Annotated in this window: 23 protein-coding genes and 1 tRNA gene; 11 read left to right on the top strand and 13 right to left on the bottom strand. The window is 62.6% G+C overall.

The window, feature by feature from the left end; genetic code table 11:
• Window positions 1-444 precede the first annotated feature (444 nt).
• The 5 genes from FJ977_RS00540 to FJ977_RS00520 all read right to left on the bottom strand — a co-directional run bounded on the left by FJ977_RS00540 (window position 445) and on the right by FJ977_RS00520 (window position 3,909).
• Window positions 445-756 (bottom strand): PilZ domain-containing protein, encoded by a 312-nt coding sequence (locus tag FJ977_RS00540; RefSeq protein ID WP_140767773.1) that lies wholly within the window; start codon window positions 754-756, stop codon window positions 445-447.
• 116 nt (window positions 757-872) lie between these two features.
• Entirely contained in the window at window positions 873-1,361 is a 489-nt protein-coding gene (locus FJ977_RS00535; RefSeq protein WP_140767772.1) for an NUDIX hydrolase, read from the bottom strand.
• Between the two features lie 210 nt (window positions 1,362-1,571).
• The gene (gene gpt / locus FJ977_RS00530; RefSeq protein ID WP_056566656.1) at window positions 1,572-2,072 is read right to left on the bottom strand and encodes a xanthine phosphoribosyltransferase; all 501 of its coding nucleotides are present in this window, start codon (window positions 2,070-2,072) and stop codon (window positions 1,572-1,574) included.
• Window positions 2,073-2,189: 117 nt separating this feature from the next.
• Complete coding sequence (locus tag FJ977_RS00525; RefSeq protein ID WP_140767771.1) at window positions 2,190-3,023, bottom strand: universal stress protein; 834 nt, start codon at window positions 3,021-3,023, stop codon at window positions 2,190-2,192.
• 142 nt (window positions 3,024-3,165) lie between these two features.
• Window positions 3,166-3,909 carry a competence/damage-inducible protein A gene (locus FJ977_RS00520; protein ID WP_140767770.1) on the bottom strand — a complete coding sequence of 248 codons (744 nt, stop codon included), beginning with the start codon at window positions 3,907-3,909 and terminating at the stop codon, window positions 3,166-3,168.
• Window positions 3,910-4,072: 163 nt separating this feature from the next.
• Between FJ977_RS00520 and FJ977_RS00515 the strand changes: the two genes are divergently transcribed.
• The gene (locus tag FJ977_RS00515; protein WP_140767769.1) at window positions 4,073-5,077 is read left to right on the top strand and encodes an alpha/beta fold hydrolase; all 1,005 of its coding nucleotides are present in this window, start codon (window positions 4,073-4,075) and stop codon (window positions 5,075-5,077) included.
• 54 nt (window positions 5,078-5,131) lie between these two features.
• Window positions 5,132-5,416: a hypothetical protein gene (locus FJ977_RS00510; RefSeq protein WP_140767768.1), complete on the top strand. Its 285-nt coding sequence runs from the start codon at window positions 5,132-5,134 to the stop codon at window positions 5,414-5,416.
• Window positions 5,417-5,516: 100 nt separating this feature from the next.
• Here the strand turns inward: FJ977_RS00510 and FJ977_RS00505 are convergent, their stop codons facing one another.
• The 4 genes from FJ977_RS00505 to FJ977_RS00490 all read right to left on the bottom strand — a co-directional run bounded on the left by FJ977_RS00505 (window position 5,517) and on the right by FJ977_RS00490 (window position 7,758).
• Window positions 5,517-5,756, bottom strand: coding sequence for a DUF2188 domain-containing protein (locus FJ977_RS00505; RefSeq protein ID WP_019857848.1), 240 nt, complete (start codon window positions 5,754-5,756; stop codon window positions 5,517-5,519).
• Window positions 5,757-5,785: 29 nt separating this feature from the next.
• On the bottom strand, window positions 5,786-6,067 hold the full coding sequence (locus FJ977_RS00500; RefSeq protein ID WP_140767767.1) for a DUF982 domain-containing protein: 282 nt from the start codon (window positions 6,065-6,067) through the stop codon (window positions 5,786-5,788).
• Between the two features lie 153 nt (window positions 6,068-6,220).
• Window positions 6,221-6,538, bottom strand: a complete 318-nt coding sequence (locus FJ977_RS00495) for an SH3 domain-containing protein (RefSeq protein ID WP_140767766.1) — start codon at window positions 6,536-6,538, stop codon at window positions 6,221-6,223.
• Between the two features lie 218 nt (window positions 6,539-6,756).
• On the bottom strand, window positions 6,757-7,758 hold the full coding sequence (locus FJ977_RS00490; protein ID WP_181179441.1) for a helix-turn-helix transcriptional regulator: 1,002 nt from the start codon (window positions 7,756-7,758) through the stop codon (window positions 6,757-6,759).
• Between FJ977_RS00490 and FJ977_RS00485 the strand changes: the two genes are divergently transcribed.
• The 6 genes from FJ977_RS00485 to FJ977_RS00460 all read left to right on the top strand — a co-directional run bounded on the left by FJ977_RS00485 (window position 7,687) and on the right by FJ977_RS00460 (window position 14,324).
• On the top strand, window positions 7,687-9,030 hold the full coding sequence (locus FJ977_RS00485; RefSeq protein ID WP_140767764.1) for a glutamine synthetase: 1,344 nt from the start codon (window positions 7,687-7,689) through the stop codon (window positions 9,028-9,030). The genes FJ977_RS00490 and FJ977_RS00485 overlap by 72 nt on opposite strands.
• 43 nt (window positions 9,031-9,073) lie before the next feature.
• Window positions 9,074-10,213 carry a PotD/PotF family extracellular solute-binding protein gene (locus FJ977_RS00480; protein WP_140767763.1) on the top strand — a complete coding sequence of 380 codons (1,140 nt, stop codon included), beginning with the start codon at window positions 9,074-9,076 and terminating at the stop codon, window positions 10,211-10,213.
• 82 nt (window positions 10,214-10,295) lie between these two features.
• Window positions 10,296-11,405, top strand: a complete 1,110-nt coding sequence (locus tag FJ977_RS00475; protein ID WP_140767762.1) for an ABC transporter ATP-binding protein — start codon at window positions 10,296-10,298, stop codon at window positions 11,403-11,405.
• A 3-nt stretch (window positions 11,406-11,408) separates the two neighbouring features.
• Window positions 11,409-12,287 carry an ABC transporter permease gene (locus tag FJ977_RS00470; protein ID WP_140767761.1) on the top strand — a complete coding sequence of 293 codons (879 nt, stop codon included), beginning with the start codon at window positions 11,409-11,411 and terminating at the stop codon, window positions 12,285-12,287.
• A complete protein-coding gene (locus FJ977_RS00465; protein ID WP_140767760.1) occupies window positions 12,284-13,114 on the top strand; it encodes an ABC transporter permease in 831 nt (276 codons plus the stop codon). The genes FJ977_RS00470 and FJ977_RS00465 overlap by 4 nt, the downstream gene beginning before the upstream one ends.
• A gap of 40 nt (window positions 13,115-13,154) precedes the next feature.
• On the top strand, window positions 13,155-14,324 hold the full coding sequence (locus FJ977_RS00460) for an iron-containing alcohol dehydrogenase (protein WP_140767759.1): 1,170 nt from the start codon (window positions 13,155-13,157) through the stop codon (window positions 14,322-14,324).
• Window positions 14,325-14,351: 27 nt separating this feature from the next.
• Here the strand turns inward: FJ977_RS00460 and FJ977_RS00455 are convergent, their stop codons facing one another.
• A complete protein-coding gene (locus FJ977_RS00455; protein WP_140767758.1) occupies window positions 14,352-15,455 on the bottom strand; it encodes an NADH:flavin oxidoreductase/NADH oxidase in 1,104 nt (367 codons plus the stop codon).
• 153 nt (window positions 15,456-15,608) lie between these two features.
• On the opposite strand from FJ977_RS00455, the gene FJ977_RS00450 reads away from it, so the two are divergent.
• Window positions 15,609-16,187, top strand: a complete 579-nt coding sequence (locus FJ977_RS00450) for an NUDIX domain-containing protein (RefSeq protein WP_140767757.1) — start codon at window positions 15,609-15,611, stop codon at window positions 16,185-16,187.
• A 163-nt stretch (window positions 16,188-16,350) separates the two neighbouring features.
• A complete protein-coding gene (locus tag FJ977_RS00445) occupies window positions 16,351-16,662 on the top strand; it encodes a hypothetical protein (protein WP_140767756.1) in 312 nt (103 codons plus the stop codon).
• Between the two features lie 45 nt (window positions 16,663-16,707).
• Here the strand turns inward: FJ977_RS00445 and FJ977_RS00440 are convergent.
• Together FJ977_RS00440 and FJ977_RS00435 are read right to left on the bottom strand one after the other, a co-directional pair.
• Window positions 16,708-16,793 (bottom strand) — tRNA-Leu (locus FJ977_RS00440).
• A gap of 281 nt (window positions 16,794-17,074) precedes the next feature.
• A complete protein-coding gene (locus tag FJ977_RS00435; RefSeq protein ID WP_140767755.1) occupies window positions 17,075-17,740 on the bottom strand; it encodes an outer membrane protein in 666 nt (221 codons plus the stop codon).
• Between the two features lie 170 nt (window positions 17,741-17,910).
• Here FJ977_RS00435 and ade point away from each other — a divergent pair, with 170 nt between their 5' ends.
• Window positions 17,911-19,728, top strand: coding sequence for an adenine deaminase (gene ade / locus FJ977_RS00430; protein WP_140767754.1), 1,818 nt, complete (start codon window positions 17,911-17,913; stop codon window positions 19,726-19,728).
• A gap of 21 nt (window positions 19,729-19,749) precedes the next feature.
• Here ade and FJ977_RS00425 read toward each other — a convergent pair whose 3' ends face one another.
• Window positions 19,750-20,913 (bottom strand): alpha/beta hydrolase, encoded by a 1,164-nt coding sequence (locus FJ977_RS00425; RefSeq protein ID WP_140767753.1) that lies wholly within the window; start codon window positions 20,911-20,913, stop codon window positions 19,750-19,752.
• Window positions 20,914-20,938: the final 25 nt, after the last annotated feature.

The raw sequence follows: 20,938 nt of genomic DNA, 5'->3' as shown, positions 1-20,938 counted from the left end.
CCCTACGTAGAGGGAAATTCACACTATCTAGCGTCGAACCTATCTGCAAACACTAAATACAGACAATTTATTCCAGTCCGACAATTGTCCCTTTCGTCGCCCCACCACCCACAATCCCAACGCTTCCGCCGGCCTCGTAAACAGGCGGAAATGCGGGCAAAAACACACATAATCCGGGAAAAAGACCGGGCTCAGAACTTTCCGGTCGCACTCTCAACAGGAGCACATGGCCTATAAAAGGCGACTCGTTTTGCGCCGTCAAGGATTCGTTTGCGTAGCTTTTGTGACCCCAACATCTTGTGTGTCACACATGTGGATAACGGGGATAGAAACGCGTCGCCGCGATTACCATTTCCGGCGGCGATTTACGCGCCGCCGACAGGCACGAGGCCTCGTCGGGGGATGTGCCCCGGCTGCAAGGCCTCTCGGGCTGGCAGCCCCGGTTCAGCCGTAATGCAGTTTCGGCTTCGGCTCGGTGCCGGTGAACTGCACGCCGATCCGATCATTTCGGCGCCAGCGGACCTCGCAGCGGTAGGCCACGCCGTCGAGCGGCACATAGAGAAGGAAACGATCGGGAATCCGCGCCTCGACCGGTATTTTCAATTCGGCGCCGCTCGCATGCTGGTTGCGCAGCATTACGGCGACTTCCGAGTTTTGAATCCCGGTGATGACGGAACCGCCCTTGAGCACGCGGGGACGGTGCTCGCGTTGCGGCTCGCCGGATTCTTGCTGAGGTGGGTTTACGGGATTCGCCATCGATCAACGCCAGGTTAGCCATTTTCTAGCGAAGAAAAATTAGCAAACCATTCATGCGGCACATCACAGGGTTGTGAGCCTGCCATGGTGCACGCGGAAGAGGTCGGCGGTCGGCTCTAGGAGAATCTGTGCGGGTCGGCGCAGAAATAGGCAATGATCTGGCAAAGGTCGGGTTCATTGACCATGCGCACCGCTTCGCCGGAATTGACCCATTTGCGGGTGCGGGAGTGCTTTTCTTTCCAACGATCGGCGATCTTGTCGACGTGCAGCGGGAACACCAGCACCTCGCAAGGCACCTCTTCACCCGAAGCCAGCACCTTGGCATAGAAGTAACGGCCGGCTTCGAGATGGGAAACGCTTCCGCGCAATCCGGCTTCCTCGCCAGCCTCGCGGGCCGCCGCTTCGCAAAGCGGCTCCTTGGCCTCCGGCCAGCCCTTCGGCAATACCCAGCGGCCGGTATCACGGCTGGTGATGAGCATGATCTCGACGCCGTTCCCGGTATCGCGCCAGGGCAGGGCGGCAACCTGCAGGCGGCACGGCGCGGTGCCGAAGAGTCGCCGGACCCTTTCAGCCAGATGGTTGTGCGTCGTTGGCCTCGTCAACATCGGAGAAGCTAGCCCCAGCCTCCAGAATCGTTTGCCGCCTCACGAATCTTACGGCTAATTGTCACCAATAAAAGTAAAAACTTTGGTCAGGCTGGCCGATTCCCGTCAATAAGCGTCGATTTCACAGGATATCCTGCCCCGCGGAGCCTTTCGCGGAAGCAAATATTGTCATCGGTGACGGCTTAACTGGAAAAAGCGGTTTGTCGCGAATCAGCCGACGTGATCGTCGGCGATCGGCTTCTGGTAGGTGAAGCCCATGTCCCAGGGAAAATAGATCCAGGTGTCCTGGCTGACTTCGGTGACGAAAGTATCGACCAGCGGCCGGCCCTTGGGCTTGGCGTAGACGGTGGCGAAGTGGGCCTTGGGCATCATCGCCCGCACGATGCCCGCGGTCTTGCCGGTGTCGGTCAGGTCATCGATGATCAGCACGCCCGCGCCGTCCTCGGCAAGCAATGCGGGGGTGACTTCCTTCAGCACCTGCAACTGTCCCTGGCTGGAATAGTCGTGATAGGAGGCGACGCAGACCGTCTCGATGATGCGGATGCCGAGTTCGCGCGAGATGATGGCGGCCGGAACCAGCCCGCCGCGCGTGATGCACACGATCGCTTTCCATTGACCCTTGTTGGCGCCGGCAAGCCGCCAGGCGAGCGCGCGGGCGTCACGGTGGAACTGGTCCCAGGAGACCGGGAAGGCTTTTTCGGGAAGGGACATGTCTCGCGCACTCCGCAGCACGCGAAGGCCGCGTGCAAGAAAACCAAGGGAATGCGCGCGGAATTAACTGGAAACCCTTGGCCTTGGCAAGGGCGACCGGAAACGATCGCTGTGGACTTACCGTGACAGGAAGGCCGCCACCGGCGCGGTGCGCAACACCGAGCGTGTAACTCCGCCGAACAGGAGCCGACGCAGCCACGAATGGCTGTAGGCACCAAGAACGAGCAGATCGGCGCCGGTCTCGACGATCCTTGTCTGGATCATGTCCTCGACCGGGATGCCTCCCGATTTTTGTACGCTGACGCCGACATTGGCGCCATGACGTGAAAGGGACGAAGCGATTTCGGTTCCGGCGGCCTCCGGGCTGTCATCGAGCGTATCGGGCGGGTCGATGATCAATATCTCCGTCTTCTCGGCCTCGATGATGAAGGGCAATGCGTCAAAGGCGGCGCGCGCCGCCTCCTTGCTGCCGTTCCAGATGAGCAGCACGTGCTTGAAAGTGGTGAGCAATGGCCCCTGGGGCGGCACCACCAATACCGGTCGGCCGGCATCGTAGACCAGCGTGCCCACATCCGCGCTCGGGTCGCTGCCGGTTTCGCTCTGCGCCGCGATGATCAGGTCGGCGGCGCGCACGCTCGAAATACCGGTCAGGGCGCTGTCGCCGGAGAAGCTCTCCAGGCTGCGCCATTCGAAGGACAGCCCTGAATCCTCGATTTGCCTGAGAAAAAAAGCCTGAAGCTTTTCGGCGCGTTCGCGGCTCATGTCGGCCGATACCTGCAGGAACTCCGTGTCGGGAAAACCGGTTGCCGAGGTGTAGGGCACCGGAAGCGCCTCGGCATGGATGCCGATCAGGTGGCTCTGGAAGCGGCTGGCAAGCGGAATGGCGCAGTCGAGCACGCGTTCTGCGTCCTGCTCGTTCTGCAGAATGGCAACGATGGTCTTGAAGCGCATGGTGATCCCTCAATCTGGCGAGCCTTGGAGCACGCGTGCAGGGAAACGCAGCGGCGCCGCGCTTGGTTCCGGCTAGAGCAATTCCAGGAAAAGTGTGAGGCGGTTCTCCCACAGGAATTGCGTCAACTGCTTCAGGGGCCGATCAGCTCGCCTTGGCGGCGAAACCCGCCACCATCGCCTCGACATCGGCGCGCGCGGCATCGAGTGCCTCCTGGCTGCGGGCGCGAACCACCAGTTCGGTCCAGAATTTGCCGTCGCCATACTTTGGATAGGAGCCGATGATCGTGTCCGGATGCGCTTTTTGGATCTCGCCCAAGGGGCCACCGACGAGGCCCTCGCCGAACGGACAGTGCACCGCCGCCGACAGCATCTTCGTGCCGGTCTTCAGCGTCGGCACGACATTGTCGAGCATGGCTTGGAAGATCGAGGGCACGCCCGCCATGACATGGACATTGCCGATGCGAAAGCCGGGCGCCACGGACACCGGGTTGTCGATATGGTCGGCGCCGCGCGGCATTCGCGCCATGCGCTTGCGCGCCTCGGTATATTCGAGGCCGCGCGCGGCATAGCTCGCCTCCAGCATCGCATAGGCCCTGGCGTCGTATTCACAGGGAACACCGAACGCTTTGGCGATCGAATCGGCTGTGATGTCGTCATGGGTCGGGCCGATGCCGCCGGTGGTGAACACATAGGTGTAGCGTGCGCGCACGGCATTCACCGCAGCCACGATCTCGTCTTCCTCGTCGGGCACGATGCGCACCTCCTTCAGGTCGATGCCGATCGCTGTCATGATATCGGCGAGGTGGCCGATATTCTTGTCCTTGGTGCGGCCGGACAGGATTTCATCGCCGATGACGAGCATGGCGGCGGTAACGATTTCGGTCATGGAGGGCTCCGGCAGGACGGGTCGCCTGAGATAGCGCGGCGCGTGGCTGTCGGCAATGCCAACTGGGCGGGAACGATCCACACTTGGACGCGCCCGCTTCGACGCGAGGTTGCGGCGTGACCGGATGCGGCTAAGCTCAGGCTGGTTCTGGTCCGGGTGAACAATGCTGATATCGATCCTGTCGTGGCTGCTGGCCCTGCTGTTCCTGCTGGCGGTTCTGGGGATTGCTTGTCTGGTGCTGGCGACGCTGTGGATCGCGGCGAAGGCGCGGAGACTGGTGCCGCCCATCGGAAAATTCGTCGAGATCGATAGCAACCGCATCCACTATATCGATGTGGGCGAGGGACGGCCGATCGTTTTCCTGCATGGGCTTGGCGCTCAACTCCATCATTTCCGGCACACGCTGTTCGCACATTTTGGCCCGGGCTACCGGCTGATCGCGCTCGATCGTCCGGGATCGGGCTATTCGGTTCGCGCCAATGGCGCCACGGGCCGGTTGCCCGAACAGGCGGCCTTGGTGCGGCGCTTCATCGAAAGACTGGGGCTGGAAAGGCCGCTGGTGGTGGGCCACTCGCTGGGTGGCGCCATCGCGCTGACCTTGGCCGTGGAATATCCCTCGGCGATTTCGGGCATCGCCTTGCTGGCGCCGCTGACGCATCTGGAAACCCGGGCACGCCAGCGATTTGACCTGCTCTACATTCCCTCACGCCTGTTGCGCCGGATCATGGCCTATACCGTGGCGATACCTCTGAGCCTGCGCTATGCCCGGCCGACAATGGAGTTCATCTTCGGGCCGCAGGCTTTTCCCGCGGACTACATGGTCGCCGGCGGCGGGTGGCTCGGGCTGCGGCCAGGCCATTTCCAGGCAACATCAGCCGATGTCGTGGCCATCGAACAGGATCTCGGTCGCATCGAACAACGCTATGACGAGATTGCCATGCCTGCAGGCATGCTCTTCGGAACCGCCGACCGCGTCATCGATATCCGCATCCATGGCGAGCCTATGCGAGACAGGATCGAAGGGCTCGATTTCGAACCTGTCGACGGCGTTGGCCATATGCCGCAGTTTGTCGAGCCCGAGCGGGTGACCGGTTTCATAGAGCGGATCGGCGCCCGAGCGTTTCCATCACCTCTGCCTCACGACAATTTCAATGAACCATCCGGCTGACCGGCGGGTTTACCCCGTGTCGCACCCAAGGCGACCAAGACACGGAGTAATTCAATGTACACGAAACTTCTCGCAGCATCGGTTCTGACGATCGGCCTCGCCACATCGGCGATGGCCCAGTCATCCGAAGGCGCATATTCCAATCATCACAACTGGTGGCCGTTCGGCAACGAAGAGTCGTCAGGCGTTGACCAGAACACTACCGGAAGCATCAATGGCGACCGCTCCGGGCTGGACACCCTTGGCAGTTCGGGTGCGGTCGGCCCCTGTGCCTACAACACGGCCGGGCCTGATGCGAATGCCCAGGGCAACGTGAACGACCAGTACTGCGGCAAATAGTCGGCCGCTGGGCAGCCGTCGACCGTAGGACGCCGTCTCTCCTGGCGTCAGCGGTCGGCGCCCTGCCTTTTCCGGCAGGCAAGCTCTCTTCTTCGGAAATTTAGTCTGACACCTCGGTCTGCGGCCGGTCGCGGCCGTCAGCCAATTCCTCGTGCCATTTGCCGTCGGCATCCTCATACTGGATGCCGTCCGTCGCGCCTGCCACCTGCTGCTCGGCCGAAGCGATCTCGGCGGCGCGCAGTGCGTCCTGATGGGTGGGAAATGTCTCCGAGAAGGTCGAACCGACCTTGTAGGCCCAGCCGCCGTCATGCTCGACGATCTTGTAAGTCAGCTTCGCCATCAAAACCTCCGGTTGAAAGGTCCGCCTGCTCAATGCAGCCGGTCGTCGGACAGCTTGTCTTCGGGCACCAGCACTTCAGACTCCCTGGCGGCCTCGATCAATGCCCGTCGCGCATCCGCTGTCGAACGATAACCTTCCAGCACTTTGAGGCAAGTGTCGAGGGCATCACGATGACGCGGGCCGCGATTAAGCGGCCATACCGTCATCAGACACTCCGCCGCTTCCTGGGCGCTGCGGATATGGCGATACTTGCCGACATGGCCGAGTTCGACCACGACCGGCGTTTCAAAGGGTTTGTTGTTGTCCATCATGGCCGCAACGCAAAGCAGCCAATTTGGTTGCAAAAGTGGCTTTCAGCCTGCGCCCAAAAGTCGCGTCGCGTCTGCGACGCGCTTTAGCTCTTTGTTCGATGCATGTCTTTGTCCCAAAACCGCATCCACTTTTGGGCGACATGCACGGGCGTCTCAGTAGCCACAATCGTTGCGCAGCCAGCGTGCGTTTGCCCAGCCGGTCGTGCCGCCGATTTCGACCTGGTACCAGTTGCCGCGCCGGTCGAAGATTTCGGTATGATCGCCGTTGAACAGCTGGCCGATCATCCGCGACGACGAGTTCGGCCGCGCCCGCACGGCGAGAAAGCCACTGCCGGTGGCCAGATTGTAGCGCCCGGACAAGCCATGCACCGTACCCTCGCAATATTGCGCGACGCTCGGCGTCGATGCACCGAGCCAGAAACCGGCCACTGCAAAAAGCATCGCAGCCGGCAAGAATGCCCTGAACGACATGATTTCCTCCCAAGCCCGGCCGCGCCCGCCGCAGCCTCACCCAACGTAACAGTTTGCAAACGAAATTGCAGCCGGGCTGTGGCACCTCTGCGGCAAAGCAGGCAAATCCCGAACCTTTTCAACGCCAGCCGGTTCGCATGCTGCCCATCTTTGACACGCGGTGGCTTGGCGGCCTGTCTCAATGCTTGCCGGAGGCGCTGCTCCGCGCCGTTGCGGCGTTACTGCTTCGACAGATGAAAGATAAACATCGAGAACAGTTCGGATTGGCTAGAGATATCAAGCTTCTGGTGAATATTTTTGCGGTGGATTTTAACCGTTCCCTCGGCGATGTTCAGCGCATCGGCGATAGCCGCGCTCGAATGTCCACGCAGGATCAGCGAGGTGATCTCGATCTCGCGCGGCGTCAGCACGCCGCCTGTCATCCGGTTCAGGGTCGCGTTTATCGGATCGACCGGTTCGCCATCGGTTTCCCTCGAACTGAGGCGAGCGTTGCTCCAGTTCCGTTCGATCAAAAGGCGGATCACCGGTTCGGCATCGTGGATAGCCTTTAGGTCGCGCCGTCCGAACGCGGGTGATTCCATCGGGCGGGTGAAACTGATGACGATGGCCGCGCTCCCCGCCGGCCGGCAGACGATGCCTACCTCGTCGCGGATTTTTGTCAGGCCGTAATGCTGGCGGAAATATTCCGAACTGTAGAACTGGTCCGGCGCCATCCTTCTCAGTTGCCTGACCCCGATGGCCTTGGGGTCCGTCGCCGCGCGATAGAAGGGATCGAGCAGATAGGGTCCGTTTGCATAGGCGGTGATCACGGTCGCCGCGCGTACGGGATCGATATTGTGGTAGAGGCAGATCGGCTTTTCCGTGCCGGAATAGGCGAAGATCATCACGATATCGAGGTCGATGACCGCCTTCAGCGCCTCTTCGATACGCTGCGGGAAGTCCGGCGTGCCGACCTCCTGGATCGCCGCGGCGATCTTTCGGTTCCACGGCGCAAAGCCTGCAATCACCACGATCTTCTTGTCCTCTGGCCGGGTTTCTAGGGCCTGTTCGAGGCTGCCCGAATTTTCGTCTCGTCTATCCCTATCGGGATATTCAGTTGCGTGCGGGTCGACCCTAGCCTCGTGGCGAAAATATCGAGGCGGGCATATATGTCGACAGTCAATGAAGCCGGTGCGGCCTTCGCGTCTGGTGTTGAAAAGCTTGGCGCCAGGGCCGTGCACATCGGCATGATGGACCCGGCCGGCGAATTTCGCGACAAGCTGGTCTCTGTCGACAAGGCAGTCAAGCTGGCCGCCAGGGGCTATCCGTTCTGCGAGGTTCTCTATTTCTGGGATATCGCCGAGAAAACCTTCATCGACGGTGCTTTCATCGACCGGCCGGCATTCCTCGATGCCGCGAGCCTGCGCAAATATCCGTTCGCGGAGGATGCGGCGCTCTGCATCGCCGATTTCTCAGGCGATTTCGGCAAGCGCTCGCCGCGCAATCTTTGCCAAAGGCTGATGGGGGAGGCCGCTGAACTTGGCTTCGACGTGTTCTCGGCCTTCGAATACGAGTTCTTCCTGTTCGACGAGACGCCCGAAAGCCTGCGCGCCAAGGATTATCGCGACCTTACCTATTTCGCGCAGGGTAACCGCACCTATTCGCTGCAGACATCGGCCATCCATGGCGACCTCCTGCAGGGCCTGCACGATACGATGACGACGATGGGGATCGGCCTCGACGCCATCCACACCGAGCTTGGTCCGGGCTGTTTCGAGGCGCCGCTCACCTACGCCAAAGGCTTGAAATCGCCCGATGACGCGGCGCTGTTCAAGAATTTCGCCAAGGCCTATTTCTCGCGCCACGGCCTGACCGCCGGCTTCATGTCGAAGCTTTCGCCGGCGCTGCCTGGCCAGTCCGGCCACCTGCATGTCTCCATGCGCGACCGGCAGGGCAATCCGGTGTTCGCCGATGCCGGCGCGCAGGATGGTCTCAGCAAACTCGGGCGTCATTTCATCGGCGGCCTGGTCAGGCTTATGCCGGAACTGCTGGCCATGTGCGCCCATACCGTCAACGCCTACAAGCGGCTGGTGCCTGGCGCCTGGGCGCCGACCGCGGCCAATTGGGGTGTCCAGAACCGCACGGCGGCGGTGCGCGTCATCAATGACGAGCCCGAATCCACCCGCGTCGAGTTTCGCGTGCCCTCGGCCGACGCCAATCCCTATCTGGCGCTGGCGCTCTGCATCGGCGCCGGCCTTTATGGCATCCGCAACGAGATCGAGCCGCCGGCCGGCAGCGGCGAGAATTTCTATGCCGCGACGCCTTCACCGGAGGCCGTCTTCCCGTCCGATCTCGGCCAGGCGGCGGAGCGGCTCAACGCAAGCACAACCGCCCGCGAGATCTTCGGCGAGGACTTCATCGACAGCTTCGTGACCGGACGACGCTTTGAATATGGCGAGTACCAGAAACAGGTAAGCGAATGGGAGATCAGGCGGTACCTCGGCATCGTCTGATCGGGAGTTTTTTGGGCTGATAACAAAGGAAGGGAACAGGCAAATGAAGAAGGAAACATCAGGCATCGAGGGCGTCGATCGCCGCGCGGTGCTGAAGGGCATGGGCGGCCTCGGGCTGGCGGTCGCGGGCGCCGGCATACTCGGCATGCCGAAGGGCGCATCCGCCGCCGAGAGCCTCAACTACATGTGCTGGGAAGGCTACAACGCGCCGTCCATCCTGGACCCGTTCCAGAAGCAGAAGGACGTCTCCATTTCCGTCGACCTGATCACTGACTCCGCGGGCGGCTTCGCCAAGCTCGCCGCCGGTGCGTCGAAGGATTTCGACCTCGTTTCATCAGACAGCCCCTGGATCGCACGCATGGGGCCGGCGGGCATCTGCCGCTACATCGACGACAAGGATTTCGCCGACCAATACGCCGAATTCTACCCGCAGTTCCGTGCGCCCTTCACGCCGCTGCAATTCGAAGGCAAGGCAACCGGCTTGCCGACTCGCTGGGGCTGGGTCGGACCGACGGTCAACACCAAGTTCGACAAGCTCGAGACCTGGTCGAGCTACGCGCCGGTTTTCGACGCCGCCTACAAGGACAAGATCTGCCTGCTGGACTGGGGCGATTGGCCGATCATGCCGCTGGCCCTTTACGCCGGCGTCAATCCCTATGTCGAACTCGACCAGGCAGCACTCGACGAAGTGCGCAAGGTGCTGCGCGCCGCCTTCAAGAACACCCGTGCCATCGTCGCCGACCTGGCGATTGCCCAGAAAGGCCTGATCGACGGCTCGTTCCGGGCGCTGATCGGCGGCGGCACCTACGCCACTTCGTCGCTGCGCATGAAGGGCCACGACTATATCCAGTCGATCGTGCCCGAGCCGAAGAATGGCCTCAAGCAGGGCATCATCTGGATGGAGGCGACGGGCCTTATCGCAAACGACCGCGACTCCAAGGTCGCCGCCGACTTCCTGAAATACATCGTCTCGCCGGAGGTGGCCAAGCAGCTGTCGATCACCGAGGCGACCTGCAATCTCGTTCCGAACGCCAAGACGGAAGCGCTGTTCTCGGACGCCGAGAAGAAGGCGCTGCAGATGGATTACATGTGGACGGCCTGGGACAACAGCCACTTCCACACGGTCGCGCCGAACATCGACGACATGCTGGCGATCTGGCAGGAAGAACTGGCCGCGCGTTGAACGTCATTTATTGAATTGAAGCCCGCGCGTTCCGGCGCGCGGGCTCCATCATATTTTCACCCACATTCAGGGCGGGCGAGTTTTGACAACCGCAATCATCAACGCGCCGATCATCAATGCGTCTGGCATAGTCAAGGACTATGGCTCCATGCGAGCCTTGCATGGCGTGTCCCTCGACATCGGCGCGGGCGAGTTCATGGCGCTTGTCGGCCCTTCCGGTTGCGGCAAGACCACGCTGCTGAAGATCCTTGCCGGTTTCGAGGACCCGACCGCCGGCGTGCTGGAAATCCAGGGCCAGAACATGCAGGGCGTGCCGGCCGCGAAGCGGCCGACGCGAATGGTCTTCCAGAAGCTGGCGCTGTTTCCGCACAAGACCGTGTCGGACAATATCGGCTTTCCGCTCAAGCTGCAGAAGGTGGCGAAGGCCGAGATGGACCAGCGCATATCAGCCATGCTCGACCTAATGCATCTTAAGCGCGAGTACCTGACACGCTATCCCGTCCAGCTTTCCGGCGGCGAACAGCAGCGCGTGGCGCTCGCGCGCGCGCTGATCTCGCGCCCGAGCGTGCTTCTGCTCGACGAGCCGATGAGCGCGCTCGACGCCAAGCTGAAGAAATCGCTGCAGGCCGAGCTGAAGAAGCTGCATCGCGAACTCGGCACCAGCTTCGTCCTCGTTACCCACGATTTGGAAGAAGCCATGATGCTTGCCGACCGTATCTGCGTCATGCGTGCCGGCGAAGTCGTGCAACTGGGCACGCCGTCGGATATCTACTACCGCCCGGCCAACATGTTCGTCGCCGGCTTCATAGGCGAAACCAACTTCTTGCCGGTGTCCGTCTCGCGCGACGGTGGCGACGCAAAGGTTACTTCACCGCTGGTTGGCGACAACGCAGCCGTGATCGCCGGGGAGCGGATTTCTCTCTTCCTGGGCAGCGGCGCGACAGCCCTGCTGGTTCGTCCCGAGACCATCCGTTTCGTCACCGGCGCGGCTGAACCCGGCGAATGGGTGCTGAACGGCACCGTCGAGGAGTATTTCATTAAGGGTTCGTCGACGCAGTATCGCGTGCGCGTCCCCGGCCTGGACAAGGCCGTGGTCATGGATCTCGCCGGTTCGCTCGATCTGCCGGCCAAGGTCTCCGACAGCGTCAGGATCGGCTTTCAACCGACCCGCAGCTTCCTGCTTTCGGAGTGAGCCGTGCGGACCGATAGCAAGCGCTGGGGTGATCCGGTTCTCGTGGCGGCGGTGGCGCCGCTCGCGGTCGTGATGCTGCTGTTCTTCATCATTCCGTTGCTCATGACGGTGGTGCTGTCATTCCAGACGACGCAGTTCTATCGCCTGTCCTGGACCTGGGACCTCAAGGTCTGGACCGAAGTGTTCTCCAAGCCGCATTACTGGACCATCATGGCGCGAACCGTCGCCATGGCCTTGGTGTGCGTGGTCGTCTGCGTGCTCATCGCCTTTCCCGCCGCCTACGCGCTGGCGACGCGGCTCAGGGCCTATAATGCGCAGATCCAGATCCTGATCATCTTCGCCTTCCTGACCGACGCGGTGCTGAAAACCTTCGGCTGGATCCTGGTGCTCGACAAGAGCGGCGTCGCCAACTGGCTGCTGGCGCATCTCGGCCTCGGCCAGGAAGCGCTCAATCTCCTGTTCACGCCGACCGGCACGATGATCGGCATGGTCTATGGCCTCGTCGTCTATCCGATGTTCACCATCTATTTATCGCTGGCACGCATCGACCGAGACCTGGTGCTGGCCGCCTATGATTCCGGCGCATCGCGGCTGCGCGCATTCTTCGAAGTGACGCTGCCGCTTGCCCGTCCCGGGCTCTATTGCGGCGCCGTGCTGGTCTTCGTGCTCAGCCTCGGCGCCTTCCTCGAACCGAAGGTGCTCGGCGGCGGCACCGCGCCATTGGCTTCCGAGCTGATCCGCCAAAGCTTCGAGACGCGGGTCAACTGGCCTCTCGGTGCGGCGCTGACACTGGTGCTGATCGTCATCGGCGCTCTGTCGCTGTCGCTCGCTGCCTTTATCCTGATGCGCGGGTCGGCCAACCACGAAAGGTCTGTCCGATGATCCCGGAACGCCTGAAGAACAGGGTTGTCGACGTTTTCCTCGTCGGCACCATGGCGCTGCTGATCCTGTTCTTCTACGTGCCGATCCTCACGCTGGTGGTGTTTTCCTTCACCGACAGCCGCGTGCTGACCTTCCCGATCGAAGGTTTCTCGCTCGAATGGTATGGCGAACTGTTCCGCAAGCCCGACTTCCTGCCGGCGGTCGCGAATTCCGCGATCGTCGCGGCGATCTCGACGGTCTTTGCCACGGTGCTCGGCTCGGCCGGAGCCGTGGCGTGGATCCGCTATCGCTTCCGCTTCCAGAACATCTTCCGCACCGTCAGCTTCCTGCCGCTGCTGTTCCCGCAACTGCTGCTCGGCGTGGTGATGCTGCTGTGGTTCTCGGTGCTCGGCAACTGGCTGGGTTTTTCGACCGGGCTGGCGACGGTGATCATCGGCCACATCGTCTACATCACCCCCTTCGCGCTGGTGATCGTGGCCGTGCAGGTCTATGGCTTCGACGAGACGCTGGAGGACGCCGCGCGCGATGCCGGCGCCACCGGCTGGGAGGTGTTCCGCGAAATCACTTTCCCGCTGCTGTGGCCAGGCATCCTCTCCGCCGCGACCTTCGCCTTTCTCCTTTCCTGGGGAAATTTCTACGTCTCCTATTCGCTGGCTGGCACCGCGCGCACGCTGCCGATCTTCGTCTACAGCGGCATCGCCGTCGGCTCCTCGCCGATCTATCCGGCGCTCGCCACGCTCAATTTCATCCCCGCCCTGATCCTGGTTTTCCTGGTCGATTTCCTGCGACGCCGGGCGCTCAAACGACAGAAGCTGGCGACAGCCTGACCTCGAGCCAATTCCCAAGCCAATTCAAGGTAATGATCCCATGACCGCTTTCACCCCGGCCGTCTCCGGCAACTGGAGCTTTCCGACCTCTGTGCGCTTCGGCAATGGCCGGATCGCCGAACTGGCCGGTATCGTTCGTGAACTCGGCGCGAAGCGGCCGCTGGTCGTCACCGATGATGGCCTGAAGACGCTCTTTCCAGTGCAGCGCACGCTCGAAGTGCTGAAGGCGAGCGGACTGGATGCCGGCTTCTTCCACAACGTCAAGCCGAACCCGACCGGCGGCAATGTCGCCGACGGCGTGGCCGTTCTGAAGCAGGGCCAGCACGACCTCGTCGTCGCCATCGGCGGCGGCAGCGCGCTCGATGCCGCCAAGGCAATCGCGCTGATGGCGACGCAATCCATCCCGATGTGGGACCTGGAGGATATCGGCGACAACTGGAAGCGTGCCGACACGTCCCACCTCGTTCCTGTCATCGCCATACCGACGACCGCCGGCACCGGCTCCGAGCTCGGCCGCGCCTCGGTCATCACCAACGAGGCTGAGAAGCGCAAGGTCATCGTCTTCCATCCGCGCATGATGCCGGATGTGGTGCTCATGGACCCCGAACTGACCACCGGACTGCCCGCCCATATCACGGCGGCCACCGGCATGGACGCGCTCTCGCATGCGCTGGAAGCCTATTGCGCGCCGAGCTATCACCCCATGGCCGAAGGCATCGCGCTCAATGCCTTGAGGCTGATCAAGACCTGGCTGCCGGTCGCCGTGGAGGATGGGCAGAACATCGAAGCCCGCGCGCAGATGCTGATCGCGTCGGGCATGGGCTGCGTGGCCCTGCAGAAGGGCCTCGGCGCGATACATGCGCTCGCCCATCCGCTCGGAGCTCTCTACGACACCCACCACGGCCTGCTCAACGCCGTGCTGATGCCCTATGTCGTCGAATTCAACGCCCCGGTGGTGGAAGAGAAGCTCAGCCTGCTTGCGCGCTTCCTCGACCTTCCGACGCACGATGCTCGAGCGGTCGTGGACTGGATCATCGAACTGCGGGTCCGATTGAACATCCCCGCCGCGTTGCCGGGGATCGGGCTGACCGACATCGACGAGGAGCGCGTCGCCACGATGGGCGAGAGCGACCCTTGCGCCGGCGGCAACCCGATCAAACTCGATCGCGACAAACTGCGAGCCATCCTGCGGGCCGCCATCTCAGGCTGACCCGCAAAGGCCCTGGGCAAAGGCCGGTCAGCCGGCTGCCTTCATCCAGTGTTCCATGGTCGTCACCGAGCGGGCGAGCTGCGGCGCCGGATGAATCGTTTCGCTGAATGTTGCGGCCGCACGCCATCCCCAGCGCGGATCGGCAAGGAAGGCGCGCGCCAGCGCCACCATGTCGGCGCGGCCCTCGGCGAGAATTGCCTCGGCCTGCTTGGGATCGTCGATGAGCCCGACCGCGCGGGTCGGGATGCCGGCACCCTTGCGCACCGCTTCCGCCAAGTGCACCTGATAGCCGGGGCCGGTGGGCAATTTCTGCAGCGGCGAATTGCCGCCGCTGGAGCAGCAGAGATAGGCGACGCCCTCGGCCTTCAGTGCCTTCGCCACCTCGATCGCATCCTCGACTTCGAAGCCGCCATCGACCCAGTCTTTCACCGACAACCGCGCGCCGAGCATCAGCTTCGGCACCGCTTTCTTCACTGCCTTGGCGATTTCGACGACAAGGCGCATCCGGTTTTCCAGCGAGCCGCCCCAGCGGTCGGTGCGTTGATTGGACAATGGCGAGAGGAACTGGAAGATCAGGTAGCCATGCGCGGCATGCAGTTCGATGAAGTCGAAGCCGGCGCGTTCGGCCCGCCTTGCGGCTTGAGCGAACCGTTCGATGAGCTGCAGGATCTCTTCCTCATCGAGCGCGCGCGGCACATTCCAACCGGTGTCGTAGGCGATGGCCGAAGCCGAGACGGTCTGCCACGGATCCTCGTTTGGCTGCAGCGGCCCGCCACCTTCCCAAGGCTTGCGGTTCGAGGCCTTGCGGCCGGCATGGGCAAGCTGCGTGCCGAACTTCGTGCCGGGGGCGGCCACGCGCCTGGCGGCGTCCAGGGCACGACGGGCGGCGGCTTCATTGTCGTCGGAATAGAGACCCAGGCAGCCATGCGAAATGCGCCCGCGCCGCTCGACATCGGTCATCTCCACCGTGACCATGCCGGCGCCCGACATGGCCAGGTTCATCCAGTGGTAAAGATGCCAGTCGCTGGCGCAGCCGTCCTCGGCGGAATACTGGCACATCGGTGCGACAGCGATACGGTTGGGGAAGGCGAGGCCGTCGAGCGTGATCGGCTGGAAAAGCGATGTTGTCATGAAAAGGGGCTCCGGGAGAGGTAAGCAGCTGTCTAGGCAATGGATCGAGGGCGCGCCAGACACGAGACGGTGAAACGTATTTTTGAACCATTCGCCTGCATTGCGCAAATACCGGTTGGCGGCTACGCCTCCGCCCATAGCATGGAGACCATGATGGAAGACCGCATCCGCATCCGTTCGGAAGAAATCCTCTCCGACGACTGGGCTGTCCTGAAGAAGACCGTCCTCGATTACCGCCGGCGCGACGGCCAGTGGGAGACACAGGTCCGACAGACCTATGATCGCGGCGATGGCGCGGTGATCTTGCCATATGACCCTCAGCGCTCGACGGTGCTGCTGGTGCGCCAGTTCCGCTATCCCGCCTACGTCACCGGTCACCGCGAACCGCTGATCGAGGCCTGTGCCGGGCTGCTCGACGAAAACGATCCGGAGACCGCCATCCGCAAGGAGGCCGAGGAAGAACTCGGCTACCGGCTGCAACATGTGGAACGGCTGTTCTCGCCTTACATGAGCCCGGGCAGCGTCACCGAGCGGCTCTGGTTCTTCGTCGCGCGCTATTCGCCCGCCGACCGTATCTCGGCCGGCGGCGGCGCACCGGAGGAGGGGGAGGACATCGAGGTTCTGGAAATGCCGCTCGACGAGGCGTTGGCCGGCATCGCCGACGGCCGCATCGTCGATGCCAAGACGATTATTTTGATCCAGCATCTGAAGCTGAACCCGATCCTTGCCTGACCAGTGGTCTGGCACTCACAGGCGACCTCATTGAGGTGTATATTAGCAATAAACGATATATTAATGGCTGTGATGCAGCCTTTGGCACAGAATGGGACACCTCCTCATCGACGTTCCCAGCGCCCTGGAGGGCCGGGACGCTTGACCAATGCGGAGCAAGCGCATGAGTGTCGGAGCAGCTCTCGAACAATTGCTGCGGTTGATTTATCGCCGAGCCATGAAATTGTCTGTGTTGCCGGAGGATGAAAGGGATCCGCACTACGATCTCATCCGCCTGTCATGTTGCGCGGCCGCCGAACACATTGGGCAGAGCCCTGACCAGGCAGCCATTACGGCAAACGACATGGTTGAGTTTGTTCGCGCACTGGTCGGAATCATTGAGGTGGGCTGTGGACCAGACCATGGCCGAAGCGCCGATCAGCCGTCGCCGGTGCAACGTCCTGGTGGCCAAGAGAGTGGCACCACGCGCGTCTAGCAAACAGGAAGAAGGTCACCTGTGACGGTCGTATGGCTTTCATTGTGGTGCGGACGACGGGAATCGAACCCGTACGATCAGAGATCGAGGGATTTTAAGTCCCTTGCGTCTACCAATTCCGCCACGTCCGCAGGCCCGCCCTTTTCAGATGTCAGACACAGGCCGTCAAGTCGTGTTCTTGAGCTGCCTGGACGCGCACCCCAGAGGAGGAGGCGTGGCGATACTGGTGTGATCGCGGAATTATCCGCGCCGCGCGCAATGAGTAAGGTGTTTGGGCGGTGGACTTGCTCCGCCGAGGCCGGCGTCTACCAGGCCCAACCCATTCCCCCGCCCACTGGGGGCGCCGGCCGCCCCTCTCGTCGAATTGCCGACTGCGTTACAGGCGCAGCACGCCGATCGATGTCGGCAGGGATCAGAACTTGTAGCTGAGATTGATCCCGACGGTGTTCAGCTTCGTATCCTGGTCGCGGCCGACGAAATCGGCGGATCCATCATAGTGCTCGGAGCCGAAATCATAATACCGATACTGCGCGCCGACTATGAACTTGTCGGTCAGCGCATAGTCGACGCCGGCACCTACGGTCCAGCCGACATTCGTGCGTGTCTGGGAGAAGGCGGAGCCCGAGGCTTGCGAGGTTTCGATGCCGGCAAAGGCGATGCCGCCGATACCGTAGACCAGCACCCTGTCCATGGCGTAGCCGGCCTTGGCGTTGACCGACCCGAACCATTTGATGTCGGTGCCGAAATTGTTTCCCGGCTCCGCCTCGGTCGTGCCGTCGACAGCGGAATAGTTGAGGTCGGCTTCCGCGCCGATCACCGCCTGGTCGAACTGCCAAAGCCCGGCGACGTGCCCGCCGACGAAACCGCCATCGGCGTCAGGCGAGACGGAAAACGGGGCGCCCTCCGTTCCTGAGATGTCGGATTGGCCCCAGCCATAGCCTGCCTGCACGCCGGCGTAGTATCCGGTCCAGTCGAAGCCTGGCGCCGTCATCGGCACGTCGACTGTCGGGTCGGCCGCGAAAGCCGGCATGGACAGGGCGGCAAGAAGACCGGCGCTTGCGACCACTAGGCGATACATCGAACTCCCCGGATGAAGAGCCAGAAAGATCCTTGGCAGGCAGGGTAGACCGATTTACGACAAAACGGAATCCTATTTCTGGTTGCAGCCTGTGCCGCTCGCCGACCCGCGGTTTGGCGCTGGTCAAAACCAGGCAGGCTTGGCACAGTCGTGCAAACAGGAGTCCCTTCATGGCAAAGAAGCCGGCGGCGCATGCGACGAAACCCAAGCCCTGGACCGAGATGGCGACGCATCTGGTCGACGTCGCCATGGGTCGCAAGCCCGCCGACCTCGTCATTCGCAACGGCCGCTGGGTGAACGTTCACTCGGGCGAGGTCATCGCCGGCACCGACATCGCCATTGCCGGCGGCCGTTTCGCCTATTGTGGGCCGAATGCCAGCCACGCCATCGGCCAGGGCACCAAGGTGGTCGATGCCGGCGGGCGCTATCTGGTGCCCGGCCTCTGCGACGCGCACATGCATGTCGAGAGCGGCATGGTGACGGTCACCGAATTCTGCCGTGCCGTTATCCCGCACGGCACGACGTCGATGTTCATCGATCCGCACGAGATCGCCAATGTGCTTGGCTTGCCCGGTGTGCGGCTGATGCATGACGAGGCGGTGGCCATGCCCATCAACGTGCATGTGCAGATGCCGTCCTGCGTGCCTTCGGCGCCTGGGCTGGAACATGCCGGCGCCGAGTTGACGGTTGCCGATGTCGCCGAAGCGATGACCTGGGAAAACATCATCGGGCTCGGCGAAGTGATGAATTTTCCGGGCGTTGCCGCCAACGATCCGGTCATGTCGGGCGAGATCGCGGCGACGGTCCATGCGGGCAAGACGGTCGGCGGCCACTACGCCTCGCGCGATCTCGGCCTGCCGTTCCACGGCTATGTCGCCGGCGGCCCCGAGGACGATCACGAAGGCACGCGCGCCGAGGACGCCATCGCCCGCGTGCGCCAGGGCATGAAGGCCATGCTGCGGCTTGGATCGGCCTGGTACGACGTCGCTTCCCAGATCAAGGCGGTGACGGAGAGCGGCATCGATCCGCGTAACTTCATCCTGTGCACCGACGACAGCCATTCAGGCACTCTGGTGCACGAAGGTCACATGGATCGCGTGGTGCGCCACGCCATCAGCCAAGGGCTGAAGCCGGTGACTGCGATCCAGATGGCCACGATCAACACCGCCCAGCATTTCCGGCTGGAACGCGAGATCGGTTCGATCGCGCCGGGGCGGTTGGGCGACCTGCTGATTGTCTCCGATCTCGCCGCAATGACCATCGACGAGGTCTATGCGCGAGGCGTCAGGCTGGCCAAGGGCGGTAAGCTCGACATCGACATTCCCGCTTACGACTACCCGAAGACGGCGAAGAACACCGTCAAGTTGGGCAAGAAGCTGAAGGCCGGCGATTTCGATATCGCCGCCCCCAAGGGCGCCAACGAGGTGCGGGTGCGGGTCATCGGCGTCATCGAGAACCAGGCGCCGACGCGGGCGCTGGAAGCGGATCTACCGGTCGAGGACGGGCTGGTCGCCATGGATCGCCGCAACGACGTCTGCCAGATCGCGCTCGTCGAGCGCCACAGGGGAACGGGCGGCGTCACCAACGCCTTCGTCTCCGGGTTCGGCTACATGAGCGATTGCGCCATGGCCTCGAGCGTGGCGCATGACGCCCACCACATCATCTGCGTCGGCACCAACAAGCGGGACATGGCGCTGGCGGTCAACCGGTTGGGCGAAGTCGGCGGCGGCGTCGTGCTGTTTTCCAAGGGCAAGGAACTGGCGCTGGTCGAAATGCCGATCGCCGGGCTGATGTCGGACGAGCGCGCCGAGATCGTCGCCGCCAAGGCGGAGAAACTGACCGAGGCGATGCGAAAGATGGGCTGTTCCCTGAACAACGCCTACATGCAGCATTCGCTTTTGGCGCTGGTGGTCATTCCGGAGCTCAGGATTTCCGATGTCGGGCTGATCGATGTGACGACCTTCCAGAAGGTCGACCTGTTCGTCTGAGACCAGGCACCTGCGCCTCGCTCACCCGCCGGTGACGATGGTCAGCACCTTGAACGGCGTGGTGATGACGACCTCGGCGACCGAACCGACGGCCTTGCCGAGGCCTTGGCCGAGATTGTTGAGCTGCGCCGGGTCGGGTTCGTCGGAGGCCAGGCCGGCGGGGGTGCGCAGCCGGTCGCCAAGCAACTGCACCAGGATCGGATTGTCGGCGAATTTTGCGTGGTTGAGGCCACCGTCGCCGCCCTTGGCCTTTGTCAGGTCGACCACGGAGACGCCATAGCTGGCGAGATCGGCCGCATTGCCATAGTCGCCGACACGCGGCTTGTCGCCAGAGATAAGGGAAGACAATTTGAGCGCCCGGTCATCGCCCGAAAGCAGCACGGCAAACGGCTTGTCCGGCTTGCCGTAGCGTATCATCTGCTTCTTGAACACGTCGACATCGATGTCGGGCGAAGCCAGGACGACATAGCCGAGCTTGCCGTTGAGATCGCGGTCGCCGGTGATGGCGAGCTGGCGCAGCGCCTCCATGGTCAGCCAGGTACCCATTGAATGGGCGATGATGTCGATGCTCTTGACCCGCGTCTTGGCGAGCATCCTCAGCGTGGCCTCGAGATCGTCGCGAGCGGCGTTGGCGCTGTCCTTGTCGTAGATATAGCCCGTCGTCTTGGCGCTCGACGCCCAGGAGAACAGAACCGGCGTGCCGGGATATTTCGTATCGTGGGCGATCTGCGTCAGCCGATAGATGCCGTCGTCGAAGCCGTTGTTGAAGCCGTGCACGAACACCAGGGCGCGATCGCCGCGCATGGCGATGTCGGCGCCGACCGCCTTGGCGAATTGTGGGGCATCGCCATAGTGGACGACATTGGTGGCGGTGAATTGGTTGGCCGGGTTCGAATTGGCCGAGCCCTTGGCCCGCTCGATAGCTCCGACCTGATGGACCTTCGGCACGGTGACATCGACGCGGGCGTAGCTTGTGGTCAACGAGCGATCGCCGTCGAATACCTGCCGCGGATCCTTGGTCGCCTGCTGGCGGGTGGTGGCGACAAAGATCTCGTGGGTGGCCGCTATGTCGGAGGCGGGTACCGCGACCGTCGTCTTGTTGAGCAGATCATGCGTGTTCTGGCCAGCACAGCCGGCAACGGCGAGCGCAAAGGCGACGACGAAACTGTTCAAGCGCAAGGTCAAGCGCCGGCTCCCGCGACGGGGGACG

It is taken from the genome of Mesorhizobium sp. B2-1-3A (assembly GCF_006442655.1).
GTDB lineage: Bacteria > Pseudomonadota > Alphaproteobacteria > Rhizobiales > Rhizobiaceae > Mesorhizobium.
This window is presented reverse-complemented; position numbering and strand designations above follow the sequence as displayed.